The organism is Pectobacterium sp. HCp5_1 (assembly GCF_032905925.1).
Taxonomy (GTDB): domain Bacteria; phylum Pseudomonadota; class Gammaproteobacteria; order Enterobacterales; family Enterobacteriaceae; genus Pectobacterium; species Pectobacterium brasiliense_A.
In genome coordinates, this window is sequence record NZ_JAUMIO010000007.1 from 87,369 (window position 1) to 113,281 (window position 25,913).

Annotated in this window: 24 protein-coding genes and 3 tRNA genes; 15 read left to right on the forward strand and 12 right to left on the reverse strand. The window is 53.0% G+C overall.

Annotated features, from left to right (window positions below):
- Positions 1-219 precede the first annotated feature (219 nt).
- The 3 genes from Q3A88_RS07690 to Q3A88_RS07700 all read right to left on the reverse strand — a co-directional run bounded on the left by Q3A88_RS07690 (position 220) and on the right by Q3A88_RS07700 (position 563).
- Positions 220-296, reverse strand: a tRNA-Met gene (locus tag Q3A88_RS07690).
- A gap of 56 nt (positions 297-352) precedes the next feature.
- Positions 353-429 (reverse strand) — tRNA-Met (locus tag Q3A88_RS07695).
- Positions 430-486: 57 nt separating this feature from the next.
- Positions 487-563 (reverse strand) — tRNA-Met (locus Q3A88_RS07700).
- 271 nt (positions 564-834) lie between these two features.
- Here Q3A88_RS07700 and mltA point away from each other — a divergent pair.
- From mltA to tcdA, 3 genes are all read left to right on the forward strand, one after another.
- Positions 835-1,971 carry a murein transglycosylase A gene (mltA, locus tag Q3A88_RS07705; protein WP_110163565.1) on the forward strand — a complete coding sequence of 379 codons (1,137 nt, stop codon included), beginning with the start codon at positions 835-837 and terminating at the stop codon, positions 1,969-1,971.
- A gap of 18 nt (positions 1,972-1,989) precedes the next feature.
- Positions 1,990-4,248, forward strand: a complete 2,259-nt coding sequence (locus tag Q3A88_RS07710) for a molybdopterin-dependent oxidoreductase (RefSeq protein WP_110163566.1) — start codon at positions 1,990-1,992, stop codon at positions 4,246-4,248.
- A gap of 68 nt (positions 4,249-4,316) precedes the next feature.
- Positions 4,317-5,135, forward strand: coding sequence for a tRNA cyclic N6-threonylcarbamoyladenosine(37) synthase TcdA (gene tcdA, locus Q3A88_RS07715; RefSeq protein WP_317177686.1), 819 nt, complete (start codon positions 4,317-4,319; stop codon positions 5,133-5,135).
- A 15-nt stretch (positions 5,136-5,150) separates the two neighbouring features.
- Here the strand turns inward: tcdA and csdE are convergent, their stop codons facing one another.
- Both csdE and csdA read right to left on the reverse strand, forming a co-directional pair.
- Positions 5,151-5,624 carry a cysteine desulfurase sulfur acceptor subunit CsdE gene (gene csdE, locus Q3A88_RS07720; RefSeq protein ID WP_317177687.1) on the reverse strand — a complete coding sequence of 158 codons (474 nt, stop codon included), beginning with the start codon at positions 5,622-5,624 and terminating at the stop codon, positions 5,151-5,153.
- Positions 5,625-5,627: 3 nt separating this feature from the next.
- Positions 5,628-6,833 (reverse strand): cysteine desulfurase CsdA, encoded by a 1,206-nt coding sequence (gene csdA, locus Q3A88_RS07725; RefSeq protein ID WP_233989943.1) that lies wholly within the window; start codon positions 6,831-6,833, stop codon positions 5,628-5,630.
- 183 nt (positions 6,834-7,016) lie between these two features.
- On the opposite strand from csdA, the gene Q3A88_RS07730 reads away from it, so the two are divergent.
- The 4 genes from Q3A88_RS07730 (at position 7,017) to rlmM (ending at position 10,511) form a co-directional block, all read left to right on the forward strand.
- Positions 7,017-7,238 (forward strand): YgdI/YgdR family lipoprotein, encoded by a 222-nt coding sequence (locus tag Q3A88_RS07730; RefSeq protein WP_005975888.1) that lies wholly within the window; start codon positions 7,017-7,019, stop codon positions 7,236-7,238.
- Between the two features lie 537 nt (positions 7,239-7,775).
- Positions 7,776-8,699 (forward strand): transcriptional regulator GcvA, encoded by a 924-nt coding sequence (locus Q3A88_RS07735; protein ID WP_010296350.1) that lies wholly within the window; start codon positions 7,776-7,778, stop codon positions 8,697-8,699.
- A gap of 323 nt (positions 8,700-9,022) precedes the next feature.
- Positions 9,023-9,418, forward strand: coding sequence for a DUF423 domain-containing protein (locus Q3A88_RS07740; protein WP_110163569.1), 396 nt, complete (start codon positions 9,023-9,025; stop codon positions 9,416-9,418).
- Positions 9,411-10,511 (forward strand): 23S rRNA (cytidine(2498)-2'-O)-methyltransferase RlmM, encoded by a 1,101-nt coding sequence (gene rlmM / locus Q3A88_RS07745; protein ID WP_110163570.1) that lies wholly within the window; start codon positions 9,411-9,413, stop codon positions 10,509-10,511. Before Q3A88_RS07740 ends, rlmM begins: the two co-directional genes overlap by 8 nt.
- Before the next feature lie 54 nt (positions 10,512-10,565).
- Here rlmM and xni read toward each other — a convergent pair whose 3' ends face one another.
- From xni to queF, 3 genes are all read right to left on the reverse strand, one after another.
- Positions 10,566-11,348: a flap endonuclease Xni gene (gene xni / locus Q3A88_RS07750; protein WP_039525111.1), complete on the reverse strand. Its 783-nt coding sequence runs from the start codon at positions 11,346-11,348 to the stop codon at positions 10,566-10,568.
- A 71-nt stretch (positions 11,349-11,419) separates the two neighbouring features.
- Positions 11,420-12,784, reverse strand: coding sequence for a nucleotide 5'-monophosphate nucleosidase PpnN (ppnN, locus tag Q3A88_RS07755; protein WP_317177688.1), 1,365 nt, complete (start codon positions 12,782-12,784; stop codon positions 11,420-11,422).
- Positions 12,785-13,294: 510 nt separating this feature from the next.
- A complete protein-coding gene (gene queF / locus Q3A88_RS07760) occupies positions 13,295-14,143 on the reverse strand; it encodes an NADPH-dependent 7-cyano-7-deazaguanine reductase QueF (protein ID WP_317177689.1) in 849 nt (282 codons plus the stop codon).
- A 70-nt stretch (positions 14,144-14,213) separates the two neighbouring features.
- Here queF and syd point away from each other — a divergent pair, with 70 nt between their 5' ends.
- The 4 genes from syd to Q3A88_RS07780 all read left to right on the forward strand — a co-directional run bounded on the left by syd (position 14,214) and on the right by Q3A88_RS07780 (position 17,235).
- A complete protein-coding gene (syd, locus tag Q3A88_RS07765; RefSeq protein WP_039467062.1) occupies positions 14,214-14,762 on the forward strand; it encodes a SecY-interacting protein in 549 nt (182 codons plus the stop codon).
- A gap of 821 nt (positions 14,763-15,583) precedes the next feature.
- Positions 15,584-15,934: a YqcC family protein gene (locus Q3A88_RS07770; protein ID WP_317177690.1), complete on the forward strand. Its 351-nt coding sequence runs from the start codon at positions 15,584-15,586 to the stop codon at positions 15,932-15,934.
- A complete protein-coding gene (gene truC / locus Q3A88_RS07775; protein ID WP_110163610.1) occupies positions 15,927-16,712 on the forward strand; it encodes a tRNA pseudouridine(65) synthase TruC in 786 nt (261 codons plus the stop codon). Before Q3A88_RS07770 ends, truC begins: the two co-directional genes overlap by 8 nt.
- 67 nt (positions 16,713-16,779) lie before the next feature.
- Positions 16,780-17,235: a flavodoxin gene (locus Q3A88_RS07780; RefSeq protein WP_233989936.1), complete on the forward strand. Its 456-nt coding sequence runs from the start codon at positions 16,780-16,782 to the stop codon at positions 17,233-17,235.
- 72 nt (positions 17,236-17,307) lie between these two features.
- On the opposite strand, the gene Q3A88_RS07785 is transcribed toward Q3A88_RS07780, so the two are convergent.
- The 4 genes from Q3A88_RS07785 to map all read right to left on the reverse strand — a co-directional run bounded on the left by Q3A88_RS07785 (position 17,308) and on the right by map (position 22,189).
- Positions 17,308-17,697 carry a DUF3461 family protein gene (locus Q3A88_RS07785; protein ID WP_010296391.1) on the reverse strand — a complete coding sequence of 130 codons (390 nt, stop codon included), beginning with the start codon at positions 17,695-17,697 and terminating at the stop codon, positions 17,308-17,310.
- Between the two features lie 84 nt (positions 17,698-17,781).
- Entirely contained in the window at positions 17,782-18,609 is an 828-nt protein-coding gene (gene dapD / locus Q3A88_RS07790; protein WP_039276072.1) for a 2,3,4,5-tetrahydropyridine-2,6-dicarboxylate N-succinyltransferase, read from the reverse strand.
- A gap of 28 nt (positions 18,610-18,637) precedes the next feature.
- Positions 18,638-21,352: a bifunctional uridylyltransferase/uridylyl-removing protein GlnD gene (glnD, locus tag Q3A88_RS07795; RefSeq protein ID WP_039510962.1), complete on the reverse strand. Its 2,715-nt coding sequence runs from the start codon at positions 21,350-21,352 to the stop codon at positions 18,638-18,640.
- Positions 21,353-21,394: 42 nt separating this feature from the next.
- Positions 21,395-22,189, reverse strand: a complete 795-nt coding sequence (gene map / locus Q3A88_RS07800) for a type I methionyl aminopeptidase (RefSeq protein WP_205559244.1) — start codon at positions 22,187-22,189, stop codon at positions 21,395-21,397.
- A 344-nt stretch (positions 22,190-22,533) separates the two neighbouring features.
- On the opposite strand from map, the gene rpsB reads away from it, so the two are divergent.
- The 4 genes from rpsB to frr all read left to right on the forward strand — a co-directional run bounded on the left by rpsB (position 22,534) and on the right by frr (position 25,821).
- Entirely contained in the window at positions 22,534-23,259 is a 726-nt protein-coding gene (gene rpsB, locus Q3A88_RS07805) for a 30S ribosomal protein S2 (protein ID WP_010284816.1), read from the forward strand.
- Positions 23,260-23,393: 134 nt separating this feature from the next.
- Positions 23,394-24,245, forward strand: a complete 852-nt coding sequence (gene tsf, locus Q3A88_RS07810) for a translation elongation factor Ts (RefSeq protein ID WP_010296401.1) — start codon at positions 23,394-23,396, stop codon at positions 24,243-24,245.
- Between the two features lie 156 nt (positions 24,246-24,401).
- Positions 24,402-25,127, forward strand: a complete 726-nt coding sequence (pyrH, locus tag Q3A88_RS07815; protein WP_010284821.1) for a UMP kinase — start codon at positions 24,402-24,404, stop codon at positions 25,125-25,127.
- Between the two features lie 136 nt (positions 25,128-25,263).
- The gene (gene frr, locus Q3A88_RS07820) at positions 25,264-25,821 is read left to right on the forward strand and encodes a ribosome recycling factor (protein WP_110163574.1); all 558 of its coding nucleotides are present in this window, start codon (positions 25,264-25,266) and stop codon (positions 25,819-25,821) included.
- Positions 25,822-25,913 lie beyond the last annotated feature (92 nt).

Sequence of the window (25,913 nt, forward strand, 5' to 3'; positions counted from 1 at the left end):
GATATAGAATGCACGATGACCGCGCCTAACTAGCGCGGTTCAGAGGAATGATGTCTGGGGCATGGTACGTAGAAACAGGTAGTTCGTAGAAGCAGATAGTACGTAGAAACAGATAGTACGTAGAAACAGATAGTATGTAGAAACAGATAATGCGTAGAAAACAAAAAAGCACCCGTTAAGGTGCTTTATTGCGCGGTTCTTAATTTAAAGAACCTTAATTGGTTGCGGGGGCCGGATTCGAACCGACGACCTTCGGGTTATGAGCCCGACGAGCTACCAGGCTGCTCCACCCCGCGTCCGTATGACTTATTTTTACTGCTTTCACATCTCTTGATGTACGACTCACATCAATTGGTTGCGGGGGCCGGATTCGAACCGACGACCTTCGGGTTATGAGCCCGACGAGCTACCAGGCTGCTCCACCCCGCGTCCGTACTGACTATCTTTTACTGCTTTCACATCTCTTGATGGACGGCTCACATCAATTGGTTGCGGGGGCCGGATTTGAACCGACGACCTTCGGGTTATGAGCCCGACGAGCTACCAGGCTGCTCCACCCCGCGTCCGTGGATGCGCACTATACTCTCCATGAGCATTGATGCAACCTATTTCTCTAAAAAGCGTGGTATTGGGCTGTCAGGTGATTGATTTACCACCTGATAGGTTGTTTTATGACCGTAACGTGGCGATAAGCAGAACTCCTGGCTTTTGTTACGCCGCGTGCCGAACGGCATACGCTCGATCCGTGGATTTATATGCTGTCCCATTCCTTTCTCGATAGCCGTTTGTTATCGTTCGACGGTAAATTTTTTGATGTAAAAAGCGAGCGCAAAGATGAAGGGACGGTGGGGAAAATACGTGCTGACCGCAGTGGTCATTGCCATTCTGGCGGGGTGCCAATCCAGGCCAACCGATCGCGGGCAGCAATATAAAGATGGTCACCTCAACCAGCCTCTGGAATTGGTGAATGAACCTAATGCCAAAGGAAAACCGGTCAACGCACGGGATTTCATGACTCAGGTTTCTGAAATTCGGTCGGCGTCACCTAATCTGTACTCGCGCAATAATACGACCTTTCAGGCGATTGAAAACTGGATGATGTCCGGTGCCGATACCCGCGAACTGAGCAAATTTGGTCTGAACGCCTGGCAGATGGAAGGCGTTGATAACTTTGGTAACGTGCAGTTTACCGGTTACTACACGCCGGTGTTGCAGGCGCGTCATACCCGTCAGGGTGAATTCCGTCATCCTTTATATGCTATGCCGTCAAAGGGCAAAAAGAACCGCCGACTGCCAGATCGTGCCGGGATTTATGCCGGTGCGCTGGATGAGCGTCTGGTTCTCGCCTGGACCAATTCGCTGGTTGATAACTTCATGATGGAAGTGCAGGGCAGCGCCTATATTGATTTTGGCGATGGACGCCCGCTGACGTTCTTCGGCTATGCGGGCAAAAACGGTCACGCTTACCGCAGTATTGGTAAGGTGCTGATCGATCGTGGTGAAGTGCCGCGTGAAGAGATGTCGATGCAGGCCATCCGCAAGTGGGCGGAGCAGCACACCGAGTATGAAGTGCGTGAACTGTTTGAGCAGAATCCTTCCTTTGTGTTCTTTAAGCCGATGATGTCTGCGCCCGTCAAAGGGGCAAGCGCGGTGCCGCTGGTGGCGAAAGCCTCCGTCGCCTCTGACCGTTCGCTGATTCCAGCAGGCACGGCTCTGTTAATGGAAGTGCCGCTGCTGGATAACATGGGTAAATTCACCGGCAAGTATGAAATGCGCCTGATGATCGCACTGGATGTCGGTGGGGCGATTAAAGGCCAGCACTTCGATATGTATCAGGGCATTGGGCCGGATGCAGGTCACTCGGCGGGTTTCTACAACCACTATGGCCGAGTCTGGGTTTTGAAGAACGCGCAAAGCAGCCCGACGAACGGTTCAGGTTCTTCACTGCTGGTTAATTATCAACAACATTGATTCTTCTCTGAGGTTGTCATGGCGATTAAATGTTATCCACATCTTGCGCACTGGGGCGCGTTTACCGCTGTGGTTGAAGACGGCAAGCTGATTCGCTGCGAGCCATTTGCCGACGATCCGGCACCGTCCGCCATGCTCGATTCCATCGTGCCGCTGGTGTATTCCGACCGACGTATCCGTCGGCCTTCGGTGCGTCGCTCCTGGCTTCAGAAACGCGAAAACAGCGACAGAACGCTGCGTGGTCGGGAAGATTTTGTTGAAGTGGATTGGGACGTTGCGCTCGATCTGGTCGCGCAGGAAAATCGCCGTATCCGCGATCGCTACGGTGCGGACGGCCTTTTTGCCGGTTCTTACGGCTGGTCGTCTGCCGGGCGCTATCACCATGCGCGTTCTCAGGTGCGACGCTTCTATTTCTCCGGCGGCGGCGCGGTCGATCAGCAGGGCAATTACAGCTGGGGTGCGGCGCAGTTCTTCCTGCCGTACGTGATTGGCACCTTTCATCCGCTGACGGGCAAGGTCACCGAATGGCGCAGCGTCGCCGAGCATTGTGATATTTTCCTCGCGTTTGGCGGTCTGGCGCTGAAAAACGCACAGGTGGCATCCGGTGGGGCCGGGCACCACACGCTTAAGCCCGCGCTGGAAGTGCTGGTGGCGAAAGGGATTCCGGTCATCAACATCAGTCCGATGCGCGATGACTGCCCTGAATTTGTGAATGCAGAGTGGATTCCAATTCGCCCGAATACCGATGTCGCCTTGATGCTGGCTCTGGGCTATGAAATTCAGCGCCTGGGTGCTGACGATAAGGATTTCCTGCAACGCTACTGCGTCGGTTATGAACAACTGAGTGACTATTTGCATGGTCGCGGCGACGGCGTGGTGAAAACCCCCGAATGGGCCAGCGATATCACAGGCATTCCCGCCGAGCGCATCCGACGTCTGGCGCAGCAACTGATCGGCGTACGCAGCTTTATTACCTGTTCTTACTCCGTGCAGCGCGCCCATCGTGGCGAACAACCTTACTGGATGATGATTGCGCTGTCTTCCATGCTGGGACAGGTGGGGTTACCGGGCGGCGGATTCTCCTTCGGCCACGGTTCGATGAACAGCGTCGGCAACGAGCGTATTTCAACGCCTGCGCCGGCTTCTCCGTCAACCCCGAACGCGGGGAAGGCGATCCCCGTGGCGCGCATCGCCGATATGCTCTTACATCCGGGAACGCCTTATACCTTTCAGGGCGAAACCCATACTTATCCCGATATTCACCTGATTCACTGGGCGGGCGGTAACCCGTTCCATCATCACCAGCAGTTGAACCGTCTGGTGGACGGCTGGCGCAAGCCGGATACGGTGATTGTGCAGGATATCGTCTGGACGCCCGCGGCGCAGATGGCGGATATCGTGCTGCCTGTCACCACGACACTAGAGCGTAATGATATCGGCGGCTCATCTCGCGATCGCTTTATCTTTGCCATGCATCAGGCGATTGCGCCGCAGCATCAGGCGCGTAATGACGTGGATATTTTCAGCGAACTGGCGGAGCGTCTGGGTTATGGCGACGCGTTCACGCAAAATCGCAGCGAGCAGCAGTGGCTGGAACACCTTTATGAGGAATGCCGTTCAAGGCAGCGAGATGCCGCTGATCGCTGGCCGTCATTTGAGGATTTCTGGCAGCAGGGACATGTAGAAATCCCGATGGATGAAAAACCATTTGTGTTCTTTGAGGATTTCCGCCGCGATCCGCAGCAGCACGCGCTCAGCACGCCAAGTGGTAAAATTGAACTGTTTAGCTCTGCCATCGCCAGCTATGGCTATGCGGATTTTGCGCCGCATCCTGAATGGCAGCCTCCCGTTGAATGGCTGGGTGCCAAAAGCACGGAAGAGTGGCCGCTGCACTTTATTTCCATTCAGCCGTCCGACCGTTTACACAGTCAACTAGCCGCTACACCACAGGTTGCCGCGAATAAGACCGCAGGAAAAGAGACGCTTTACATGCACCCGCAGGACGCCGCTGCGCGGGATATCGTCGATCGCTCACAGGTGGAAGTCAGAAACGCGCGTGGCCGTATTCTGGCGGGCGTACAGATTACCGACGGCGTCACGCCGGGCGTGGTGATTATGTCCACCGGTGCCTGGTTTGAGCCCGGCTTCGGCCAGAAAACGTGGCATCCGGTTGAACAATCAGGAAATGCGAATGTACTGACGCTGGATATCGGCACGTCGCCGCTGACGCAGGGGCCGAACGCCATGAGCTGTCTGGTGGATGTCGTGCGGGTTTAGCGCTATCCTGAGCCGCTTTTTCTCGTGGTTTTATTTTCCTGTGATTTTGTTTTCGTAAGGTTGGTTGAATGAGTACGCAATTATCCGAAGCCTATTTGCAACGCTTCGGCGGCACCGCGCGGTTATATGGTCAACAGGCGCTGGCGCTGTTTTCTCAGGCTCACGTTTGCGTGATTGGTATTGGTGGCGTCGGCTCCTGGGCGGCTGAGGCGCTGGCACGTACCGGCATCGGCGCGATCACGCTGATCGATATGGATGATGTGTGTGTCAGTAACACCAACCGGCAGATCCACGCGCTGCGTCAGCACACCGGACAGTCGAAGACGGAAGTGATGGCCGAACGAATTCTGGCGATCAACCCAGAATGTCGTGTCACCTGCGTAGATGATTTCATTAGCGTGGAAAACGTGGCCGAGCTGCTCGACCAGAACTTCAGCTATGTGATTGACGCCATCGACAGCGTGCGTCCGAAGGCGGCTCTGCTCTCCTACTGCCGGCGCTATAAGATCCCGGTGGTGACAACCGGCGGCGCGGGTGGGCAGATCGATCCGACCCGCATTGAGGTGGTCGATCTGGCGAAAACGATTCAGGATCCGCTGGCTGCTAAGCTGCGTGAGCGGTTAAAGCACGATTTTAACGTGGTGAAGAACAGCAAAGGAAAGCTGGGCATCGACTGCGTGTTTTCCAGCGAACCGCTGGTTTATCCGCAGCCTGACGGTTCCGTCTGTGCGTCGCGCAGTACGGCTGATGGGGTGATGCGTATGGATTGTGCGTCAGGCTTTGGTGCCGCGACGATGGTCACCGCAACCTTTGGGTTTGTTGCGGTATCTCATGCGCTGAAGAAGATGATAGCGAAAAGGGAAAGAGCGTCTGCGCCGCAGAAATAAATAGCGCGAATACCGCTATTTGTCCGCAGCCTCTTGTTCAGCAATCTCCTTGATTCTGGCGGCCAGCGCCGCCAGTCCGCTTGAACGCGAAGCGCTGAGCTGCGCGCGAAGCCCTAGCTTATCGAACAGCGCCAGCGGATCGTGCTGTAATAACGCTTCTGGCGTTTCTCCCTCTACGGCGGTTAACAAGACCGCCAGTAATCCCCGCACAATGCGCCCGTCGCTGTCGCCGTAAAAATGTAGCTTGCCGTCTTCCTGACGTTGATAACCCAGCCAGACGCGATTTTCACAGCCGGATAATGAAATCTCCTCGGTTTTCAGCTCGTCTGGCAACGTTGGTAATGCCTTTGCCAGCAAAATGAGCTGCCGATAGCGATCTTCCCATGCGCGGCAGGCATCGAAGCGTGCCAGCAGGTCGGCGACAGTGGTGTGGTGACCAAAAGGATGCATGTAGTCAAAAGGATGCATAGTGTCAGTTGTCTGGGTCATGGTTTAGTCGATCAGTAATTCAAGGGCGTTGCCCACTGCGGCGATCAGCGCAGCAACATCTTGTTGGTTGTTATACGGGGCAAACGAGGCGCGGAGCGTGCCGCTGACACCGAGTGCGTCCATCAGCGGCTGCGCACAGTGATGTCCGGCGCGCAGTGCGATGCCGCTTTCGGCTAGTAGCGTAACCAGATCGCTGTGGTGCACATCGGCAATATCAAAGGACAGTACGCTGGAATGCGGGCTACGGAAGCTGCGAAAGCCGGGGAACTGCGCTAAATACGTTTCGGCAAGCTGCGCTAACTGCTGGCTATGCTGCTCCGCGGCGTGCCAATCCAGCGTAGTCAGCCAGTCGAGTGCCGCAGACAGGCCAAGTACGCCGGCAATGTGCGGCGTTCCCGCTTCAAAGCGCTGTGGAATCGCCTGCGGTTTGAAACCGTCAAAGGACACCTGCGTCATCATCTTCCCGCCGCCTTGCCACGGCAGCATGCTTTCCAGCAAGGCGGTTTTGCCGTACAGCACGCCAATCCCGGTTGGGGCATAAAGCTTGTGTCCGGAAAATGCGTAGAAATCAATATCCAGCGCCTGCACATCGGGCGGGCAATGAACGATGCCCTGCGCGCCGTCAACCATCACCACCGCACCATAGCGGTGAGCCAGCGCAATCGCACGCGCCAGATCGGGCTGGCCACCTGTCACGTTTGACATCTGTCCCAGCGCCAGTAGGCGGGTTTTTGGCGTGATCAGCGTGGTGAGCTGTTCGATATCCGGTAACCAGTCCGCGCCTATCGGTAACTTCACGATATTCGCGCCCGTTTGCTGCGCCACCATCAGCCACGGAATGAGGTTAGCGTGATGTTCCGCTTCGCTCACGACGATCTCGTCGCCCGGTTGAAGGCGGGGGCGCGCATAGCTCTGCGCGACCAGATTAATCGCTTCCGTCGTGCCTCTGGTCCAGACAATGGAACGCGGATCGTCTGCGTGGAGCAACGCGGCAACTTGCTCACGAGCGCCTTCAAAACGCTGCGTTAACGCCTGCGCGCCGCGATGCTGGCTGCGATGCACCGTACCACTCTCGCTGCCATAGAACGCCTGCACAGCATCAATGACGGGCTGCGGCTTCAGTGCGGTCGCGGCGCTATCAAGATAGACAGTTGAATGCTGGAGAGCGGGGAACTGTTGGCGAAAGGTGGCGGGGTTAAACGGTGTCATGAGCATCCTCTTTTGGAGGGCAGATCCTGTCCCATTTTGTCGAGAGAGACAAGTTTAGGACTATGCCTAATGCGATTTTATGGAAAAAAAAGCAACTATTGCTACGCTTTAAAGTGTTAATTTTCAGGATTTCCTGATGAATAAGGTTAACTAGAAAACATTTAAATTCATTGAGGGTTAACTATGAAGAATAAAATTTCTATTTTTGCCGCTATCGTGATGGCGTTTTCTCTGGCAGCCTGTTCCAGTAATTACGTCATGCATACCAATGACGGTCGTACCATCGTCGCAGAGGGGAAACCGAAGGTTGACGATGAGACGGGTATGATCAGCTATACCGATGCCTACGGTCAGCAGCAGCAAATTAACCGTGATAATGTGAAAGAAATGGCGAAAGGGAAATAGTGCTGCTTGCCCATCATCACACGTTGCCTGTTAAGCTGTGCCAGATGCTAGATCAGCGTGCCATGGCATTCAGGCGTGAATCGTAAGCAAAAAAAAGCACCGCAATTTGCGGTGCTACACAAAAAATCACTTTGGACAGACAGGGTAAATGTACAGGAAGTGAATAGGGTAGACTCGCTACCACATCTGCAAAAGGCAGACAAACAAATAGCAAACACAACATCACAACCACAAGCCAAAAGCACCTCAGGTCACCCCTCCGCACTTTTCGTTCCGGCCCAGGAAGTTGCGCTAATATAGGTATTTGCTGGTACATCCTCAACGGACAAATTATAATGTCTCGGATTACAAAAACTAATATATGTACCCGTCATCTTTTCGTTGTGGAGAGGTTGGTCGCTGTCGATTATTTTGATCGTGTAGACAGCGGCTCGGCTGGGGCGATTTCCGATTGTCGCCTTTCTGCATCTTAAGCGTTATTGGGTACGAATGTGCCTGATAAATCGCTGATTTAGCGTAAACCAAAAGATTTCATTCATGTCAAAACGTCTCCCTCCGCTCAACGCATTGCGCGTTTTTGATGCGGCGGCTCGCCATTTAAGTTTTACCAAAGCGGCAGAAGAACTGTTTGTTACGCAGGCTGCCGTCAGCCACCAGATTAAGTCACTGGAAGATTTCCTGGGGCTTAAATTATTCCGCCGTCGTAATCGCTCCTTGCTACTGACGGAAGAAGGGCAAAGTTACTATCTTGATATCAAAGAGATCTTCTCCTCTTTGAATGAGGCAACCCGTAAGCTGCAATCCCGCAGCGCCAAAGGCGCGTTAACGGTCAGCCTGCTGCCCAGCTTTGCCATTCATTGGCTGGTGCCGCGTCTTTCGAGTTTTAACTCCGACTATCCGGGGATTGATGTGCGTATTCAGGCGGTGGATCGCGATGAGGATCGTCTGGCGGATGACGTGGATGTCGCGATTTTCTACGGCCGGGGAAACTGGCCGGGGCTGCGGGTAGAAAAGCTGTACGCCGAATATCTGTTGCCAGTTTGCTCGCCGGTGCTGCTGACGGGGAATCATCCGTTAAAAACGCCGGACGATCTGGTTGCACATACATTGCTGCATGATGCATCGCGTCGTGACTGGCTGTCCTATACGCGCCAGCTTGGCGTGCAGATTAACGTGCAGCAAGGGCCGATTTTCAGCCACAGCGCGATGGTATTGCAGGCGGCGATTCACGGGCAGGGCGTCGCGCTGGCAAATAATGTGATGGCGCAGACGGAAATCGAAGCGGGGCGACTGGTGTGCCCGTTTAACGATGTGTTGGTGAGCCGGAATGCTTTTTATCTGGTATGTCATGACAGTCAGGCAGAACTGGGTAAAATAGCCGCCTTTCGCCATTGGATTCTGGCGCGGGCAGCCAGCGAACAGGAAAAATTTCGCTTCCGCTATGACAACGGCACGCGCTGAAGCCGTGTCAGCTGGCTGATTAACCGAATAACTCACGTAGGTAACTACGTATCAGGCTGATGACAGATCTATTTGCCGAACGAAAACGGGAGTAACGGAGTAGAAGAGTAAAGCGTTTGCGCCAGGGACAAAAACGTCAGGAACGTTTTTGAACGTCGCTAGCGACGGCCCTGAAAGGGTGAATCTCATGGATGAGATTCATATCTGCGCAATCCGAGCGCACAGGGATGTGTTCACAGCGACTTTACGATCTATCCGTTACTACCGCTCGACGGCCTTTGTCAGCAACCTCATTTATAGGTAATAACGTATAGGTAATAACGATGAATAGTCGTTTCATGCTGGTGTTTGCTGCTATCAGTGGCTTCACTTTTGTCGCGCTGGGCGCGTTTGGCTCTCACGTTCTCAGCAAAACGCTGGGTGCAACGGAGCTGGGCTGGTTGAAAACCGGCCTTGAATATCAGGCATTTCACACGCTGGCGATTTTGGCGCTAGCGATTGCGATGCAACAGCGAACCAATCTGTGGTTTTACTGGAGCAGCGTTTTTCTGGCGTTAGGAACGGTACTCTTCAGCGGAAGTTTGTACTGTCTGGCGCTTTCTCACCTGAAACTGTGGGTTTATGTGACGCCGATTGGCGGAGCCTGTTTTCTGGTGGGGTGGATATTACTATTGATTGGCGCACTGCGTCTGAAGAGAAAGGCTGAACGCCATGAATAAAGTCATTTTGTATTGTCGTCCTGGGTTTGAGAAAGAGTGTGCGGCAGAAATAACGGAAAAAGCCACGCAGCATAATGCGTTCGGCTTCGCACGGGTAAAAGAGAACAGTGGCTACGTCGTGTTTGAATGCTACCAGCATGAAGATGCCGAACGTCTGGTCAAAACGCTGCCGTTTCATGAGCTGATTTTTGCTCGCCAGATGTTCGTGAGCGGTGAACTGCTGCGCGACCTGCCGCCAGAAGACCGCATCACGCCCATCGTTGGTATGCTGACGGGAGCCATTGAACGCGCGGGAGAGCTGCGCGTCGAAGTTCCCGATACCAATGAAAGCAAAGAGCTGATGAAGTTCTGCCGTAAATTCACCGTGCCGCTGCGCGCGGCATTGCGCGAACACAAAATTCTGCTGGGTTATGAAAAAGCAGATCGTCCGGTGCTCCATGTGCTGTTCATTGCGCCCGGCTGCTGCTATGCCGGTTACTCTTATAGCAATAACAATTCACCGTTTTATATGGGGATCCCACGCCTCAAGTTCCCTTCTGATGCACCAAGCCGTTCGACTCTTAAACTGGAAGAAGCGTTTCACGTCTTTATTCCTGCCGACGAGTGGGATGAGCGTCTGGGCAGCGGCATGTACGCGGTGGATTTAGGTGCCTGCCCCGGCGGCTGGACCTACCAACTGGTTAAACGCAGCATGATGGTTTATGCGGTAGACAACGGCCCAATGGCACCGAGTCTGATGGATACTGGACAGGTGATGCACCATCAGGCGGATGGTTTCCGCTTCGAGGTACCGCGTAATAACGTGTATTGGCTGGTGTGCGATATGGTGGAGAAGCCTGCGAAAGTCACCAGCCTGATGAGTGATTGGCTAATCAAGGGCTGGTGTCGTGAAGCGATATTCAATCTGAAGTTGCCGATGAAGAAGCGCTATGAAGAGGTGTCACAGAATCTGACCATGCTGCGTGAGCGCCTAAGCGAAAATGGCGTTAATGCTGAAGTGCATGCCAAGCATTTGTATCATGACCGTGAAGAAATCACCGTGCATGTTCGTCGTTTCTGGAGCGCAGTGCCCGGCCGTCGCGACGAGCGATAGTCTCGATCTGGTGCGTATCTGGGAGTCACTCAGGTACGCATCCGTATTTATCTGCTAGTGAGAATGCGGCTGAGCGCTATTCTGCACCGGCAGCCTCAACTGTTGAAGATTGCCATTAAGCGTTAAATCGGTACGCAGCGTCGCAACCTGACGGCTGATCAGTGCCATTTCTTTATGCTGCTCCAGCTTCTTACGCCACTTCTCTGGTACGGTTTCCAACTGCTGATACAACGCCTCCAGACTCCCTGCCTGTTGCAAAAGCTGTGTGGCACTTTTAGGGCCGATTCCTGCGACGCCCGGAATCTTACTGCTGCTAATGCCAGCCAGCCCCCAGTAGTCCGTAAGCTGCTGCGGTGACACACCAAATTCCTGTTCGATAAACGGCAGATCCAGCCAGCGTTTCTGAAAGTAATCCCGGATCTGAATGTGTGGTGCCAGTAGCTGGCAATACCCTTTGTCAGTCGACACGATCGTTGCCTGATGACCTGCGGATGACAGCTTGGCGGCCAGCGTAGCCGCCAGATCGTCGGCTTCATTGCCGGGACTATGCCAGCTTGCTACGCCAACGGCGGCAAATGCCGCTTTAATCTGCGGGAGTTCCTGCTTCAGATTCTCCGGCATTGGCGTGCGTCCTGCCTTGTAGTCCGGTAGGAGCTGGTGACGCCAACTGGTATCGCGATCTTCATCATCAAAGACGGCGACAGCATGCGTAGGCTGACTGTTTTGTATGAGTTGATGCAGCGCATGTTGGCATGCCGTGATACAAGGCGAACCTTGTACCGCATGAATGCGACGTATCAGATTGAGCGCGTCGACAATCAGCAAATGGACGGGCATCGCGTAATTCCTGATGTGATAAGAGGGGGAAGCCAGGCTTCCCCACAGAGGTACGATCGAGCGGTAAACCGTTAAGAGCAGATTTCGTAGCAGGGGATATAGGCGCTGCCGGGCAGCTTCATGCGCTGCTGTGCGACAAAGCCCTGTAGCAGCGTATCCATGCTTTTCATCATCTGCGGGTCGCCGTGAATTTTGTACGGCCCACGTTGCTCAATCGCCTGAATACCGACTTCCTTCACATTGCCAGCCACAATGCCGGAGAACGCCCGACGCAGCGCGGCAGCCAGCTCTTCAGCGGGCTGATTAGGATGCAGGTTGAGATCGGCCATATTTTCATGTGTCGGCTCAAAAGGCAGTTGCAGATCGGGGGCGATGCGCAGTGACCAGTTAAAGCTGTAGGCATCGCCCGTGTGGCGGCGGCTTTCTTTCACCTGCGGCATCGCTTTCTTCATCTGACGGGCGACTTCTGCGGCATCATTAATGATGATTGAGTAGTAACGACGCGCCTGACGGCCCAGCGTGCTAACAATGAATTCGTCCAGCACGCGGAAATAGTCTGCGCTTTCCTCCGGCCCCGTCAGGATAATCGGCAGCACCTGCTCGCTGTTCTCTGGGTTCATCATAATGCCCAGCAGATAGAGGAATTCTTCTGCCGTTCCGACCCCGCCGGGGAAAATGATGATGCCGTGTCCGATACGGACAAAGGCTTCCAGACGCTTTTCGATATCCGGCATGATAATCAGTTCATTGACCAGCGGATTCGGTGGTTCAGCGGCAATGATGGACGGTTCAGTCATGCCGATGAAGCGTCCTTCTTTATAGCGCTGCTGCGCGTGACCGACGGCGGCACCTTTCATTGGCGCTTCCATCGCACCCGGACCGCAGCCCGTGCAAATATTCAGTTCACGCAGGCCGAGCTGACTGCCCACCTTGCGGCCATACTGGTATTCGATTTCATTAATCGAGTGGCCGCCCCAGCAGACTACCATGTTCGGTTCTTCCCCGACGTGGAGCGCTCTGGCATTACGCAGGATAGAGAACACCAGATTGGTGATATGGGTGGAATTTTCCAGATTCAGGTTCTGATAGCGACCTGCGCTGGCGATTTGGCCATTGACGAACAGAATGTCGCGCAATACGGCGAACAGGTTAGCCTGCAAGGCTCGAATGATGTTGCCGTCAACGAAGGCGTCTTCCGGCGGGTTCACCAATTCCAGTTTGACGCCGCGTTCGCGGCGCAGCACGTTGATATCAAAATCTTCATAACGAGACAGCAACTCTTTGCTGTTATCTGTCTGGCTACCGGAATTCAGTACGGCGAGGGAACAGTTGCGAAACAAACGGTAGAGATCGCTGCTGGCTGTGCTTTTCAGCATGTCCACTTCCAACTGCGATAACAAATCCATCGATCCCAATGGGCTGATATGTGTAATCAATTTTGCTCCTTGAAACGCAATATAATTCGCGATGCCATGCTGGCTGCCGAGAGCACGTTCCGTTGTTACACGCTCGACGTTTCAGCAGCACGGCACGAATGTCATTCATTTAAGGCGCTACGCGCATGCGTTAAATACCGCGAGCCTAAATGAAACCTACTTGAGCACCGTTCAGACGTTATGGATCTTTTGTTGTCTGGCACATCACCTTAACGCGCTGCCATCATTTTTTCCAATGTTGGCGGCAGACTCTCCCCTAACTTGCGTGACGCTACGCATATACCCGTCATACTTCAAGTTGCATGTGCGTTGGCTACATTCAAATACTCGGCCCGTCGTGGGCCTCGCCCTGAAGGGCCGCTGCAAGCAGCGTTCAAATCTGCTCCCGGCAGATTTGTCACTCGAATCACTTACTTGAGTAAGCTCATCGGGATTCCCTCACTTGCCGCCTGCCTGAAACTCGAATTATTTAGGGTATCTTATAGTGCGGACTTTTGATTTATCGGTCGGTTACTGGCGCGGCAGGCGTCCATTTGGCGCGTTAAACGGGGTATTGCTGCGCCACGGGTTGATGTCCAGCCCTCCGCGGCGGGTATAACGGGCATACACGCTGAGTTTTTCCGGCTGGTAGTAGCGCATGATGTCGTTAAAAATTCGTTCCACACACTGTTCGTGAAATTCGTTATGATGACGAAATGAGACAATGTAGCGCAGCAGTGCTTCACGGTTGATGCGCTTGCCGCAGTACTGAATCTGTACCGAGCCCCAGTCGGGCTGATGGGTGATCAAACAGTTGGATTTCAGCAGGTGGCTGACCAGCGTTTCTTCAACGACTGGTGCGTCCTGTTCGTTGGTCGCCAGATAGTCGGCGTTGAAGTCGTAGCTGTCGATCTGAATGTCCTGGTCGTCGATGCACTCGCCTGTTAATCCCGCTATCGGCTGGCCTTCAAGCTCGCTGAGTTTGAAAAGCGTGATGCTGACATCCCCCTGTGCACAATGCGCCAGATCCTTGGCTAACGTTGCGCGTGCGCTTTCCCAACTGTCGAATGCCGTCTGATTAAAGCTGTTCAGATACAGCTTAAAACTTTTTGATTCAATCAGATTCAGGCTTTCCGCATTGAGATGCATTTCACCAACGGCTACCTGAGGCACGCCGCGATTGTTCAGCCAGGAAAGCTCATAGAGCGTCCAGATATCCGCGCCATGAAAAGGCAGGCTGTCAGGATAAATGCCGAGTGGATCGCGGTTCAGGCTACGTGGCACGGGTTGCAGAAGTGCGGCATCATAGCGGTCATGATAGGGAGTGGGTTTGCCCAGTGTCAGCCCGCTCAGGGCCTGATGCTTGTCATAGACGGACATGCTGTTACCTTGATGTGATAAGCGTGATGGCGAATAGTGTAACCTGACTAAAAGAGTGATGAGAAAAATTATGGAGCATGAGGTTGTTTCAGCGCTGACGGCGTTCACCCAGCGCTATGTTGCCTGCTGGCAGCAGGAAAAGGGGCATTTGCCTGCCAGTGAAGCACTTTACGGTATACCTTCCCCGTGTATTGTCGAAAATCATGATGATACGGTTTACTGGTTGCCACAGCCTTTTGTGCCTTCAGCTGCATTGGATGGTGTGGAACGTGCGCTGGAAATCAGCCTGCATCCTGATGTTCATGCTTTTTACACCGCGCAGTATGCTGGGGATATGACGGCGCAGTTTGATTCGCTATCGTGCCAGCTGTTGCAGGTATGGAGCGAAGAGGATTTCACCCGGATGCAGGAGAATCTGATTGGTCATTTATTAACGCAGAAGCGCCTTAAGCTCACGCCGACGCTGTTTTTAGCAACGACCGATTCAGAGCTGACAATGGTGTCGCTGTGTAATGTTTCCGGGGAAATCATCCTGGAAGAATTCGGCACCAAAAAACGTCAGACCTTAGCGCCAACGCTAGCGGTGTTTCTTTCTGGCCTTAATCCATTAGCGGTCTAATGGTTAATCGAATTTCACTTTCTGCTTTGTGAGAGATCTCTTACATTCTCTGTAAGAAATGTCTTATCTTTAATGTTGAAAATAGGTTTCATTTTTATTTTTTCATTATTAATTAGTTAATTATAAGAAAAATCTGCAAGGTCACTTAAGGGGTGTTGAGAAACACTGTCAATTACCCCTTGCTGAAAGCTGACAATTAATACATCTTATTACTTAAGTTAGTAACCGGTTACAGTGTGTGTAACCGTTACTATAGGTAACAAAATAACGTTACTGCACTCGGGTTATTTTCAGGAAGAAACATTGTTTCAGGAAGAGGCATTGTTTTAGGAAGAAACGCTGTTTTAAGGATAAACACTGTTTTAGGAAGAAACAGTCGCTTCAGGAAGAAGCGTTGTTTTCAGGAAGAAGAACAGTTTTCAGGAAGAAACATGGTTTCAGGATGAAATCAGGGACACCTCCAGGAAGGAGACCGAGAGCCGATTAGGAATATCGGTGGGGCAGGAGCCTAAAGGGATTGAATCACGGAAGATACAGGATGGAAACGTCAGGACGAAAGTGGGACGCCAGCAAGGATTGTGGGTTAGGACGACCAAAAAGGAAAAGTTTTCACGGATGAGCAGGGATGCAAATGTGTAGCGGGATAGCTATAAAACGAACCGGGGGTACTGAGCAATCAGTACCCCCAATTTTTTGCCTCTGGCGATCGGATTGAGGGGTTATCATCGATAGCATATAGCCAAAATGCGACGATTGGGTCAGGCTGATATCAGTGCTATGCTTTGCCGCCATTACTGTAGGCGTCAAGGGCGAGAAACCGCATGAGTAGAGAGAACCAGGTTCGTCAGTCATTATTCGATATTGAACGTGCATTGAGGGAAAGCCCTTTCTGGCAGGTCATTCCGCCGGAAGAGGAGGCGTTTAACAGCACGGAGCCCTTCAGCCTCGATACCATGAAACCCGAAGAGTGGTTGCAGTGGGTCTTTTTGCCGCGCATGCATGCCTTATTGGACAGCGAGCTAGCACTGCCCGCTGAGCTGGTTTTACTGCCTTATTTCGAAGAAGCGCTGGAAGGGTCGCCAGAAGAGACGGCGGCGGTTCTGTTGCGTATCGGGCTGCTTGATGAGCTGTTCCGCCCGGATGCACAGGATGGCACAGCGCACGATGCTTGAGATTATTTATCAGGATGAGCATCTGGTTGCCGTCAATAAACCCAGCGGCTGGTTAGTCCATCGTAGCTGGCTGGATCGCAAAGAAAAAGTCGTGGTGATGCAGACCGTGCGCGATCAGATCGGCCAGCACGTGTATACCGTTCATCGTCTCGACAGGCCGACATCCGGTGTGTTGCTGCTCGCGCTGTCCAGCGAGGTCGCACGTGCGTTATCCCAGCAGTTTGAATCGCATCAGATGCAGAAAATGTATCATGCCGTTGTGCGAGGCTATGTGCTGGATGATGATGTGATCGACTATGCGCTCACCGAAGAGCTGGACAAGATCGCCGACAAGTTTACTAATCCTGATAAGGCGCCGCAGCCTGCTGTTACGCATTACCGTTCCTTGGCGCAGGTCGAGATGCCGGTTGCCATCGGCCGTTACCCAACGGCACGCTACAGTCTGATGGAGCTGAAACCACAGACCGGGCGCAAGCACCAACTCCGCCGTCATATGTCACATATCCACCATCCGATTATCGGCGATACCGCGCACGGCGATTTGCGACACAATCGCGGTATGGAATCGCACTTCTCCTGCGGCAGGCTCATGCTGCATGCCAGCGAGTTGCAGCTGAATCATCCGGTGAGCGGGCAGCCATTGACGTTGCAGGCGCGTTGGGATGCGCCGTGGCAGGGGGTGATGACTCAGTTTGGCTGGCAGGGGATTCTCCCTGAGTTTGAAGGGGTTGAGTTTCCTGCCGACTCAGGTCAGGATAGCGAGCATTCCGTCGGGTAATAGCGGTCTTATTACCACCGTCTTATTTTTGTATTACATATATCGAATTAAAAAGGGAGTCAGAAGCATGGCGCAGATTGGTATTTTTGTTGGTACGGTCTACGGGAATGCATTGCTGGTGGCCGAAGAAGCCGAAAATATTCTCAGAGATCGTGGGCACGAGGTTAAGGTCTTTGAAGATGCGACGCTGGAATCCTGGCTGGACTACCGCGAGCAGACGGTTTTAGTTGTCACGTCGACGACGGGGCAAGGCCAGTTGCCTGATTCTATTGTTCCGCTTTACGCCGCACTGCGTGAAAACGGCGGTTACCAGCCCGCGCTGCGCTATGGCGTGATTGCGCTGGGTGACAGCAGTTACCCGAATTTCTGCGCGGGTGGCCATCTGTTCGATGCGCTATTGCAGGAAATCGGTGCTAAGCGCCTGGGTGATGTTTTGGAAATTGATGCTGTCGAGCATCCAGAACCAGAAGTGATGTCATGCCCGTGGGTTGAAGCATGGGCGGATTTAGTTGACGCACAGTGATGCCGTGCTGAAATGACAAACGGGAGCCTGTCGTGCTCCCGTTTTCGTTTGCGGCCTGTGGAGATCATCGCCTTAGCGATTCTTGGTCAGTTTCTCTAAATCCGCTTCGATTTCGGTAATTTTGTTGGAAACGACGCTTTCCAGATGACGCAGATCGTCAAGGATTTTGCGTTTCAGATCGACTTCAACCTGTTCCTGCTGGCAGATCTTGTCTAATTCATCAATCACATAGCGCAGATTTGGGCTGATCTCGTTGATCTCTTTGTAGCCCTGTCCAGAGTTATCTGCCACGACGGTCTTGCGCTGGCGCGGATACTTGAACTTCACGCTTTTAGCGAAAAACTCGCCCTTATCTTTACGGAAATAGATCTTCAGGATGTCGTTGTTCGCTTCCTGACGCAGGCTATAGCGATCGATATCATCGGGATTGGTAATGCCCAGGCTTTTTAGATTGTCATACATAGCGTCACCTTCTCGGTTTTTAGATAGTCCTGATTATCGTTCGTACATAAAAAAACGGCGGGTGATTAACCCGCCGCTTCTAGTTTAGTCGATGGTGCGTAATAACTCATTGATACCCACTTTTCCGCGGGTTTTTGCATCCACTTTCTTCACAATAACAGCACAGTACAGGCTGTAGCTGCCATCTTTGGACGGCAGGTTGCCGGAAACCACAACGGAGCCAGCCGGTACGCGGCCATAGTGGATTTCGCCAGTTTCACGATCGTAAATACGGGTGCTTTGGCCGATGAACACGCCCATGGAGATGACGGAACCTTCTTCTACGATCACGCCTTCTACCACTTCAGAACGCGCGCCGATGAAGCAGTTGTCTTCGATGATGGTCGGGTTAGCCTGCAGCGGCTCCAGAACGCCGCCGATGCCGACGCCGCCGGACAGGTGAACGTTTTTACCGATCTGCGCACAAGAACCGACGGTTGCCCATGTATCCACCATGGTGCCTTCATCAACGTAAGCACCGATGTTGACGTAAGACGGCATCAGTACGGTATTACGTGCAATAAACGCACCTTGACGCACGCTGGCGGGAGGCACTACGCGGAACCCTTCACGCTGGAAACGGGCTTCATCATAGTTTGCAAATTTCATCGGCACTTTGTCGTAATAACGAGTTTCCGCGCCTTCCATTACCTGGTTATCGTTAATACGGAAAGAGAGCAGCACGGCTTTCTTCAGCCACTGATGCGTAACCCACTGGCCGTCGATTTTCTCTGCAACGCGCAGGGCGCCGCTATCCAGCAGACTGATAGCCTGATTGACGGCTTCACGCGTGACGGTGTCTGCGTTTGCCGGAGTGATTTCAGCGCGACGCTCGAAAGCCGTCTCAATGATGTTCTGTAATTGTTGGTGCATCCTGATTTCTCTTTCCTGATTGTAAAAATTAACTCAATGGTACTTTATCGTTTGGGTTAAGGGCTTCTGTCAACCGTTCTTGCAATTTAAGGCGTAAATCCGGCTTTAATGCCCGCCTGTCGCTGTCGGCCAGAATGAAAAGATCCTCTACCCGCTCGCCGATCGTGGAAATGCGTGCGCCGTGCAGCGACAGGTTGAGATCGGCAAAAATTTCACCGATACGTGCCAGCAGCCCTGGTTGGTCAAGCGCGCTGAGCTCCATGTAGCTGCGTCTGTCCGTATGTGTCGGCAGGAAGTTGACTTCGGTTGGCACGCTGAAGTGGCGCAGCTTGGGTGACGGTCGGCGCACGCGCGGGTGTTGATAGCTCCGATGGGTCAGCGCCTGTTCCAGTGCGTGGCGTATCATTTCATGCCGATCCTGCGCCAGCGGGCTGCCGTCTGGTTCCAGCACAATGAACGTATCCATCGCCATGCCGTCGCGGCTGGTAAAAATCTGTGCATCGTGCACGCTGAGGTTGCGTCTATCCAGTTCACCGGCGACCGCCGCGAAAAGATAAGGCCTGTCCGGGCTCCAGATAAAGATCTCTGTACCGCCACGGCTGGCCTGATGGCTGATCAGCACCAGCGGTTTGTTGACATCATGCTCCAGCAAGTGGCGCGCGTGCCAGGCAAGCTGATTTGGCGAATGGCGCAGGAAATAATCGGCTCGGCAGCGGCTCCAGATGTGGTGCAGCGCTTCTTCATCAATATTGTCCATACGCAGCAGCGCCAGTGCCTGCAAGCGGTGATGCCGGACGCGTTCGCGTAAATCTGGCGTATTTTGCATGCCGCGGCGCAGCTGTTTTTCCGTCGCGAAATAGAGTTCACGCAACAGGCTCTGTTTCCAGCTGTTCCACAGCGTTTCATTGGTGGCGCAGATATCGGCAACCGTCAGGCTAACCAGATAGCGCAGACGGGTTTCGCTCTGCACTTCCGTAGCAAATTGCTGAATGACGGTGGGATCCTGAATGTCGCGACGCTGTGCGGTGACGGACATCAGCAGGTGGCAGCGCACCAGCCAGGAAACCAACTGAGCTTCACGCGAATTCAGCCCGTGCAGCGCGGCAAACTCCAGCACATCCTGCGCGCCCAGTTCCGAGTGATCGCCCCCGCGACCTTTCGCGATATCGTGGAACAGCGCGGCCAGCAGCAATAATTCGGGCTGCGGCAGGCGAGGGTAGAGCTCGACGCACAGCGGGTGCTGTGGTCGCGTATCCTCGTCGGCGAAGCTCTCCAGCTTGAGCAGAACGCGGATCGTGTGCTCGTCCACCGTATAGGCGTGAAACAGATCGAACTGCATCTGACCGACGATGTTCCCCCACAGCGGCATATAAGCCCACAGCACGCTGTGGCGATGCATTGGCAGCAGCGCGCGACTTACTGCATGCGGGTGGCGCAGAATATTCATGAACAACTGGCGCGCTTCTGGGATGGTGCAAAGCGGACTGGCGAGATGGCGACGAGCATGGCGCAACTGGCGCAACGTGGTGGAGTAAATGCCGCTGATGTCACGGTTGCGTACCATCAGGTAGAACATGCGCATGATGGCTTCCGGCTTTTTGATAAACAGGTTTTCATCGCGCAGGTCCAGCAGATTGCCGCGTAGCTGAAATTCATCGTCAATCGGACGGGGCTTTTCACTTGCGTCCAGCGCCAGAATCGCTTCGTCAAAGAGCTGCAACAGCATCTGGTTCAACTCGCTGACGCGACGCGTCATACGGTAGAAATCCTTCATCATGCGCTCGACTGGCGTGTTGCCTTCCCCCTGATATTGCAGCAGCTGTGCGACGTTCAACTGCCTGTCGAACAGCAGCCGGTTGTCGTAACGCGGTAGGATCAGATGCAGGGCGAAGCGGATGCGCCACAAAAAGCTTTGGCACTCGTTCAGCTCTTTACGTTCCGCCTCGGTTAGAAAGCCGAAACCGACCATTTCATTGAGCGACGTCGCGCCGAAGTGGCGTCTCGCGACCCACAGCAGCGTGTGAATGTCGCGTAGCCCGCCCGGGCTGCTCTTGATGTCGGGCTCCAGATTGTAGCTGGTGCTGTGGTAGCGCTGATGGCGTTCCTGTTGTTCGGCGATTTTTGCTGGGAAAAACGTGTCTGACGGCCAAAATTCATCACTGAATACGTTTTTTTGCAGCGAGAGAAAGAGGGCGACGTCGCCGCATATCATGCGGGATTCGATCAGGTTGGTGGCAACGGAAATATCTGCGCGTCCTTCCTGTAAGCACTCTTCCAGCGTTCTGACGCTATGGCCGACTTCCAGCTTCAAATCCCACAGTAGGGTGATGAATTGGCCGACGCGCTGGGAATGTTCTTCACTCAGCGCTGTCTGGCTCAATACCAGCACGTCGATATCGGAAAGCGGGTGTAGTTCACCGCGGCCATACCCGCCTACGGCGACCAGCGACGTTTGCGCGATATTTTCAAAGCCGTAGAAATACCATAGCCGCTGCAACAGGCGATCGATGAACAAGGTTCTGGCATCAATCAGCTTTTCTGCGCTGACGCCGGAGCGGAATTCTGAACCGAGCCAAAGCTGAAACAGTTCCAACTGCTGTTTTAACGTCTGACAATCTAGCATGTCATCCGCGTAGGTCAGCGGTGAAGCGGGCAACTGCGCGGGTGCAATGGGGTCTATAGGGCTGTTTGATGAGGCAGCGTCAGGTGGTGTACTGTCTGGCGAAAAGCGGTTATCTGTCATAGCGCAGCCCATAAAAAAAGCCGGCATCTGCCGGCTTAGTGTTTACTGTTCATGCGTGATGATGTTGGGGATGGTGTCATCCTTTCGCAACGTCATTATTTCGCAGCCGTTATCGGTTACCACAATAGTATGCTCGTACTGTGCCGACAAGCTGCGATCTTTGGTTTTTACCGTCCAGCCGTCTTTCATCGTACGAATACGGTAATCACCGGCATTAAGCATAGGCTCGATCGTGAATGCCATACCCGCTTGCAGCACGACGCCACCGTCGTCTGCATCGTAGTGCAGCACCTGTGGCTCTTCGTGGAAGCCCTTGCCGATGCCGTGACCGCAATACTCACGCACTACGGAGAAGTTATTCCCTTCCGCGAACTGCTGGATCGCCTTGCCCAGCGTGCGCAGGCGAATGCCCGGCTTAACCATTTTCAGTGCCAGATAGAGGCTTTCCTGCGTGATGCGGCAGAGGCGCTCACCCAGAATGGTGGGTTTGCCGACGATAAACATTTTTGACGTATCGCCGTGGAAATCGTCTTTGATCACGGTGACGTCGATGTTGACGATATCGCCGTCTTTCAAAATGCGTTCTTCGCTAGGAATGCCGTGGCACACCACTTCGTTGATGGAGATGCAGACGGATTTCGGGAAGCCGTGGTAGCCCAGAGAAGCAGAAATGGCCTGCTGCTTGTTGGTGATGTGATCGTGACAGATTCTGTCTAATTCGGCAGTGCTCACGCCGGGTACCACGTGGGGTTCGATGATTTCCAGGACTTCGGCAGCCAGACGACCAGCTACGCGCATTTTTTCGATGTCTTCAGGAGTTTTAATTGAAATTGCCATTGATGATTGTCCGCAGGTGCCTGTTAAGCACAAAAATTAAGAGCGATAACTAATAACTTATGTTACCAGCCATGCCGCTGGCTTGCCAAACTATCATTCTGATTTGTGGACGATTGAATAACAAATGTTGGTGTCGTTGGGGGATTTATGGTATAAAGCGCGCCGATGATCCGGCTGGATATCGGTTATACGGTATTCAACCACATCGACTAAACTCACTTTGTGTAAATAACACACACATGTCGGCACGTTCGCCGGGGTGCTCCTGAGGTGTTTCACCGGATGGGGTCGGCGCAATGGGACATGTGGAGGCATAACCCCATACTTAATTAATAGAGGTAATCATGGCAACTGTTTCCATGCGCGATATGCTCAAGGCTGGCGTACACTTTGGTCACCAGACCCGTTACTGGAACCCGAAAATGAAGCCATTCATCTTCGGTGCACGTAACAAAGTTCACATCATCAACCTTGAAAAAACTGTACCAATGTTCAACGACGCTCTGGCTGAGCTGAGCAAAATTGCTTCTCGCAAAGGCAAAATTCTGTTCGTTGGTACTAAGCGCGCAGCAAGCGAAGCGGTAAAAGATGCAGCCAACAACTGCGATCAGTTCTTCGTGAACCATCGTTGGTTGGGCGGTATGCTGACTAACTGGAAAACCGTTCGTCAGTCCATCAAACGTTTGAAAGATCTGGAAACCCAATCTCAAGACGGCACGTTCGACAAGCTGACCAAAAAAGAGGCGCTGATGCGCACTCGTGAACTGGACAAGCTGGAAAACAGCCTGGGCGGTATCAAAGATATGGGCGGTCTGCCAGACGCGCTGTTCGTTATCGACGCCGATCACGAGCACATCGCAATCAAAGAAGCTAACAACCTGGGTATTCCGGTATTCGCAGTGGTTGATACCAACTCCGATCCAGATGGCGTTGACTACATCATCCCTGGTAACGATGACGCAATCCGTGCAGTTAGCCTGTACCTGAGCGCTGTTGCTACTGCTGTCCGCGAAGGCCGTTCTCAAGATCTGGCTGTGCAGGCAGAAGAAGGCTTAGTAGAAGCTGAATAATAAGTCTGGCTCGTTGAGCCCTTATTAACCAGGTAGTACTAGTTTGGTTAGGGGCCTTTTTATGGCCCCTTTTTCACTTTTAAAGCTGTTTGGTCGTGACGACCAGGCAGAACAAATCTTCCGAGGATTTTAGAATGGCTGAAATTACCGCATCCCTGGTAAAAGAGCTGCGTGAGCGTACCGCTGCGGGCATGATGGAATGTAAGAAAGCGCTGGTTGAAGCTAACGGCGACATCGAGCTGGCAATTGAAAACATGCGTAAATCTGGCGCAATTAAAGCAGCTAAGAAAGCAGGTAACGTTGCTGCTGATGGCGTGATCAAGACTAAGATCGACGGTAACTACGCTGTGATCCTGGAAGTTAACTGCCAGACTGACTTCGTTGCTAAAGACGGTGGTTTCCAGGCATTTGCTGACAAAGTGCTGGACGCTGCGGTTGCAGGCAAAATCACTGACGTTGACGTGTTGAAAGCACAGTTCGAAGAAGAGCGTGTTGCACTGGTTGCGAAAATTGGTGAGAACATCAACATTCGTCGCGTTTCCGCTCTGGAAGGCGAAGTTCTGGGTAACTACCAGCACGGTGCGCGCATCGGTGTTCTGGTTGCCGCTAAAGGCGCTGACGAAGAGCTGGTTAAACACCTGGCTATGCACGTTGCAGCAAGCAAACCAGAATTCGTTAAGCCAGAAGACGTGTCTGCTGAAGTGGTAGAGAAAGAGTACCAGGTTCAGTTAGAAATCGCGATGCAGTCTGGCAAGCCGAAAGAAATCGCAGAGAAAATGGTTGAAGGCCGTATGAAGAAATTCACCGGTGAAGTTTCTCTGACGGGTCAGCCTTTCGTTATGGATCCAGCTAAGTCTGTTGGTCAATTGCTGAAAGAGCACAACGCTGACGTGACTAACTTCATCCGTTTCGAAGTGGGTGAAGGTATTGAGAAAGTTGAGACTGACTTTGCTGCTGAAGTTGCAGCAATGAGCAAGCAGTCTTAATAGCAAAAAAAAAGAGCCGCCAGTTGGCGGTTCCTTTTTATCCAGCCCAAAGAGTTTTAGTTCGCTTGGTTTCCTGCATTCAGATAGGAGCCGAGTAGAACAGTTTTGATTTTTACAACCCCCCAATACGACGACAGCCTGTAGGATAAGAACACCATGGCAACCAATGCAAAACCCGTCTATCAACGAATCCTGCTGAAGCTCAGTGGCGAAGCTTTACAGGGAACTGAAGGTTTTGGTATCGATGCGAGCATTCTGGATCGCATGGCTCAGGAAGTGAAAGAACTGGTTGAGTTAGGCATTCAGGTCGGTGTGGTTATCGGCGGTGGTAACCTGTTTCGTGGCGCGGGTCTGGCTAAAGCGGGTATGAACCGCGTTGTGGGCGACCACATGGGAATGCTGGCGACCGTCATGAATGGTCTGGCAATGCGTGATGCGTTGCACCGTGCCTATGTGAACGCTCGCCTGATGTCTGCTATTCCGCTGAATGGCGTCTGTGACAACTACAGCTGGGCAGAGGCGATTAGTCTGCTGCGTAATAACCGCGTAGTGATCTTCTCCGCCGGGACAGGCAACCCTTTCTTCACCACGGATTCTGCGGCTTGTCTGCGCGGCATTGAGATTGAAGCGGATGTCGTATTGAAAGCGACCAAAGTCGATGGCGTCTATTCTGCCGATCCAGTGAAAGATCCTTCAGCGACGATGTACGAAACGCTAACCTATCAAGACGTGTTAGAACGTGAGCTGAAAGTGATGGATCTTGCCGCGTTCACGCTGGCACGCGACCATAATTTACCCATCCGTGTTTTCAACATGAACAAGCCTGGCGCACTGCGTCGCGTTGTCATGGGTGAAAAAGAAGGGACGTTGATTAGTCAGTAATAACGGCTCACGCTAATTATGGGGTACTATACTCCCCAGTATTGCGCCATACGCCAGCCGTGCGCTGGCATTAATTATTCACCGGGTCATGTACTGACATGGCCTGCCAGGCAACCAGTTTTCAAGGGTTCACAACGTGACTAATGAAATCAGAAAAGATGCTGAAACGCGCATGGACAAATGTGTTGAAGCGTTTAAAAATCAGATCAGCAAAATCCGTACCGGCCGTGCATCGCCTAGCATTCTCGATGGCATCCAGGTTGAATACTATGGCAGCGCAACGCCACTGCGTCAGGTTGCTAACGTTGTCGTAGAAGATTCCCGTACTCTGGCAATCACCGTATTCGACCGTTCACTTGGCCCGGCAGTTGAGAAAGCGATCATGGCTTCCGACCTCGGCCTGAACCCGTCTTCTGCTGGTACCGTAATCCGTGTTCCGCTGCCACCGCTGACGGAAGAGCGCCGTAAAGACCTGATCAAAGTGGTTCGTGGCGAAGCAGAGCAGGGGCGTATCTCCGTACGCAACGTACGCCGTGATGCTAACGACAAACTGAAAGCGCTGCTGAAAGATAAAGCGATCAGTGAAGATGAAGAACGTCGCGCTCAGGACGACGTGCAGAAGCTGACTGACAACTTCATTAAGAAAGTGGACGTCGCTCTGGCAGAGAAAGAAGCGGAGCTGATGGAGTTCTAATCAGCCTGTTGAATAGTGCGTCGCAGGGAATCTGTGGGCTTGCCCTCTTTTTCCGGCGGCGCTTTATTTTATGGTTATACAAGGAATGGGTG

Coding starts and splice junctions, on each gene's coding strand:
- mltA (WP_110163565.1), top strand. CDS start 835: ATGAAGGGACGGTGGGGAAAATACGTGCTGACCGCAGTGGTCATTGCC.
- Q3A88_RS07710 (WP_110163566.1), top strand. CDS start 1,990: ATGGCGATTAAATGTTATCCACATCTTGCGCACTGGGGCGCGTTTACC.
- tcdA (WP_317177686.1), top strand. CDS start 4,317: ATGAGTACGCAATTATCCGAAGCCTATTTGCAACGCTTCGGCGGCACC.
- csdE (WP_317177687.1), bottom strand. CDS start 5,624: ATGACCCAGACAACTGACACTATGCATCCTTTTGACTACATGCATCCT.
- csdA (WP_233989943.1), bottom strand. CDS start 6,833: ATGACACCGTTTAACCCCGCCACCTTTCGCCAACAGTTCCCCGCTCTC.
- Q3A88_RS07730 (WP_005975888.1), top strand. CDS start 7,017: ATGAAGAATAAAATTTCTATTTTTGCCGCTATCGTGATGGCGTTTTCT.
- Q3A88_RS07735 (WP_010296350.1), top strand. CDS start 7,776: ATGTCAAAACGTCTCCCTCCGCTCAACGCATTGCGCGTTTTTGATGCG.
- Q3A88_RS07740 (WP_110163569.1), top strand. CDS start 9,023: ATGAATAGTCGTTTCATGCTGGTGTTTGCTGCTATCAGTGGCTTCACT.
- rlmM (WP_110163570.1), top strand. CDS start 9,411: ATGAATAAAGTCATTTTGTATTGTCGTCCTGGGTTTGAGAAAGAGTGT.
- xni (WP_039525111.1), bottom strand. CDS start 11,348: ATGCCCGTCCATTTGCTGATTGTCGACGCGCTCAATCTGATACGTCGC.
- queF (WP_317177689.1), bottom strand. CDS start 14,143: ATGTCCGTCTATGACAAGCATCAGGCCCTGAGCGGGCTGACACTGGGC.
- syd (WP_039467062.1), top strand. CDS start 14,214: ATGGAGCATGAGGTTGTTTCAGCGCTGACGGCGTTCACCCAGCGCTAT.
- Q3A88_RS07770 (WP_317177690.1), top strand. CDS start 15,584: ATGAGTAGAGAGAACCAGGTTCGTCAGTCATTATTCGATATTGAACGT.
- truC (WP_110163610.1), top strand. CDS start 15,927: ATGCTTGAGATTATTTATCAGGATGAGCATCTGGTTGCCGTCAATAAA.
- Q3A88_RS07780 (WP_233989936.1), top strand. CDS start 16,780: ATGGCGCAGATTGGTATTTTTGTTGGTACGGTCTACGGGAATGCATTG.
- Q3A88_RS07785 (WP_010296391.1), bottom strand. CDS start 17,697: ATGTATGACAATCTAAAAAGCCTGGGCATTACCAATCCCGATGATATC.
- dapD (WP_039276072.1), bottom strand. CDS start 18,609: ATGCACCAACAATTACAGAACATCATTGAGACGGCTTTCGAGCGTCGC.
- glnD (WP_039510962.1), bottom strand. CDS start 21,352: ATGACAGATAACCGCTTTTCGCCAGACAGTACACCACCTGACGCTGCC.
- map (WP_205559244.1), bottom strand. CDS start 22,189: ATGGCAATTTCAATTAAAACTCCTGAAGACATCGAAAAAATGCGCGTA.
- rpsB (WP_010284816.1), top strand. CDS start 22,534: ATGGCAACTGTTTCCATGCGCGATATGCTCAAGGCTGGCGTACACTTT.
- tsf (WP_010296401.1), top strand. CDS start 23,394: ATGGCTGAAATTACCGCATCCCTGGTAAAAGAGCTGCGTGAGCGTACC.
- pyrH (WP_010284821.1), top strand. CDS start 24,402: ATGGCAACCAATGCAAAACCCGTCTATCAACGAATCCTGCTGAAGCTC.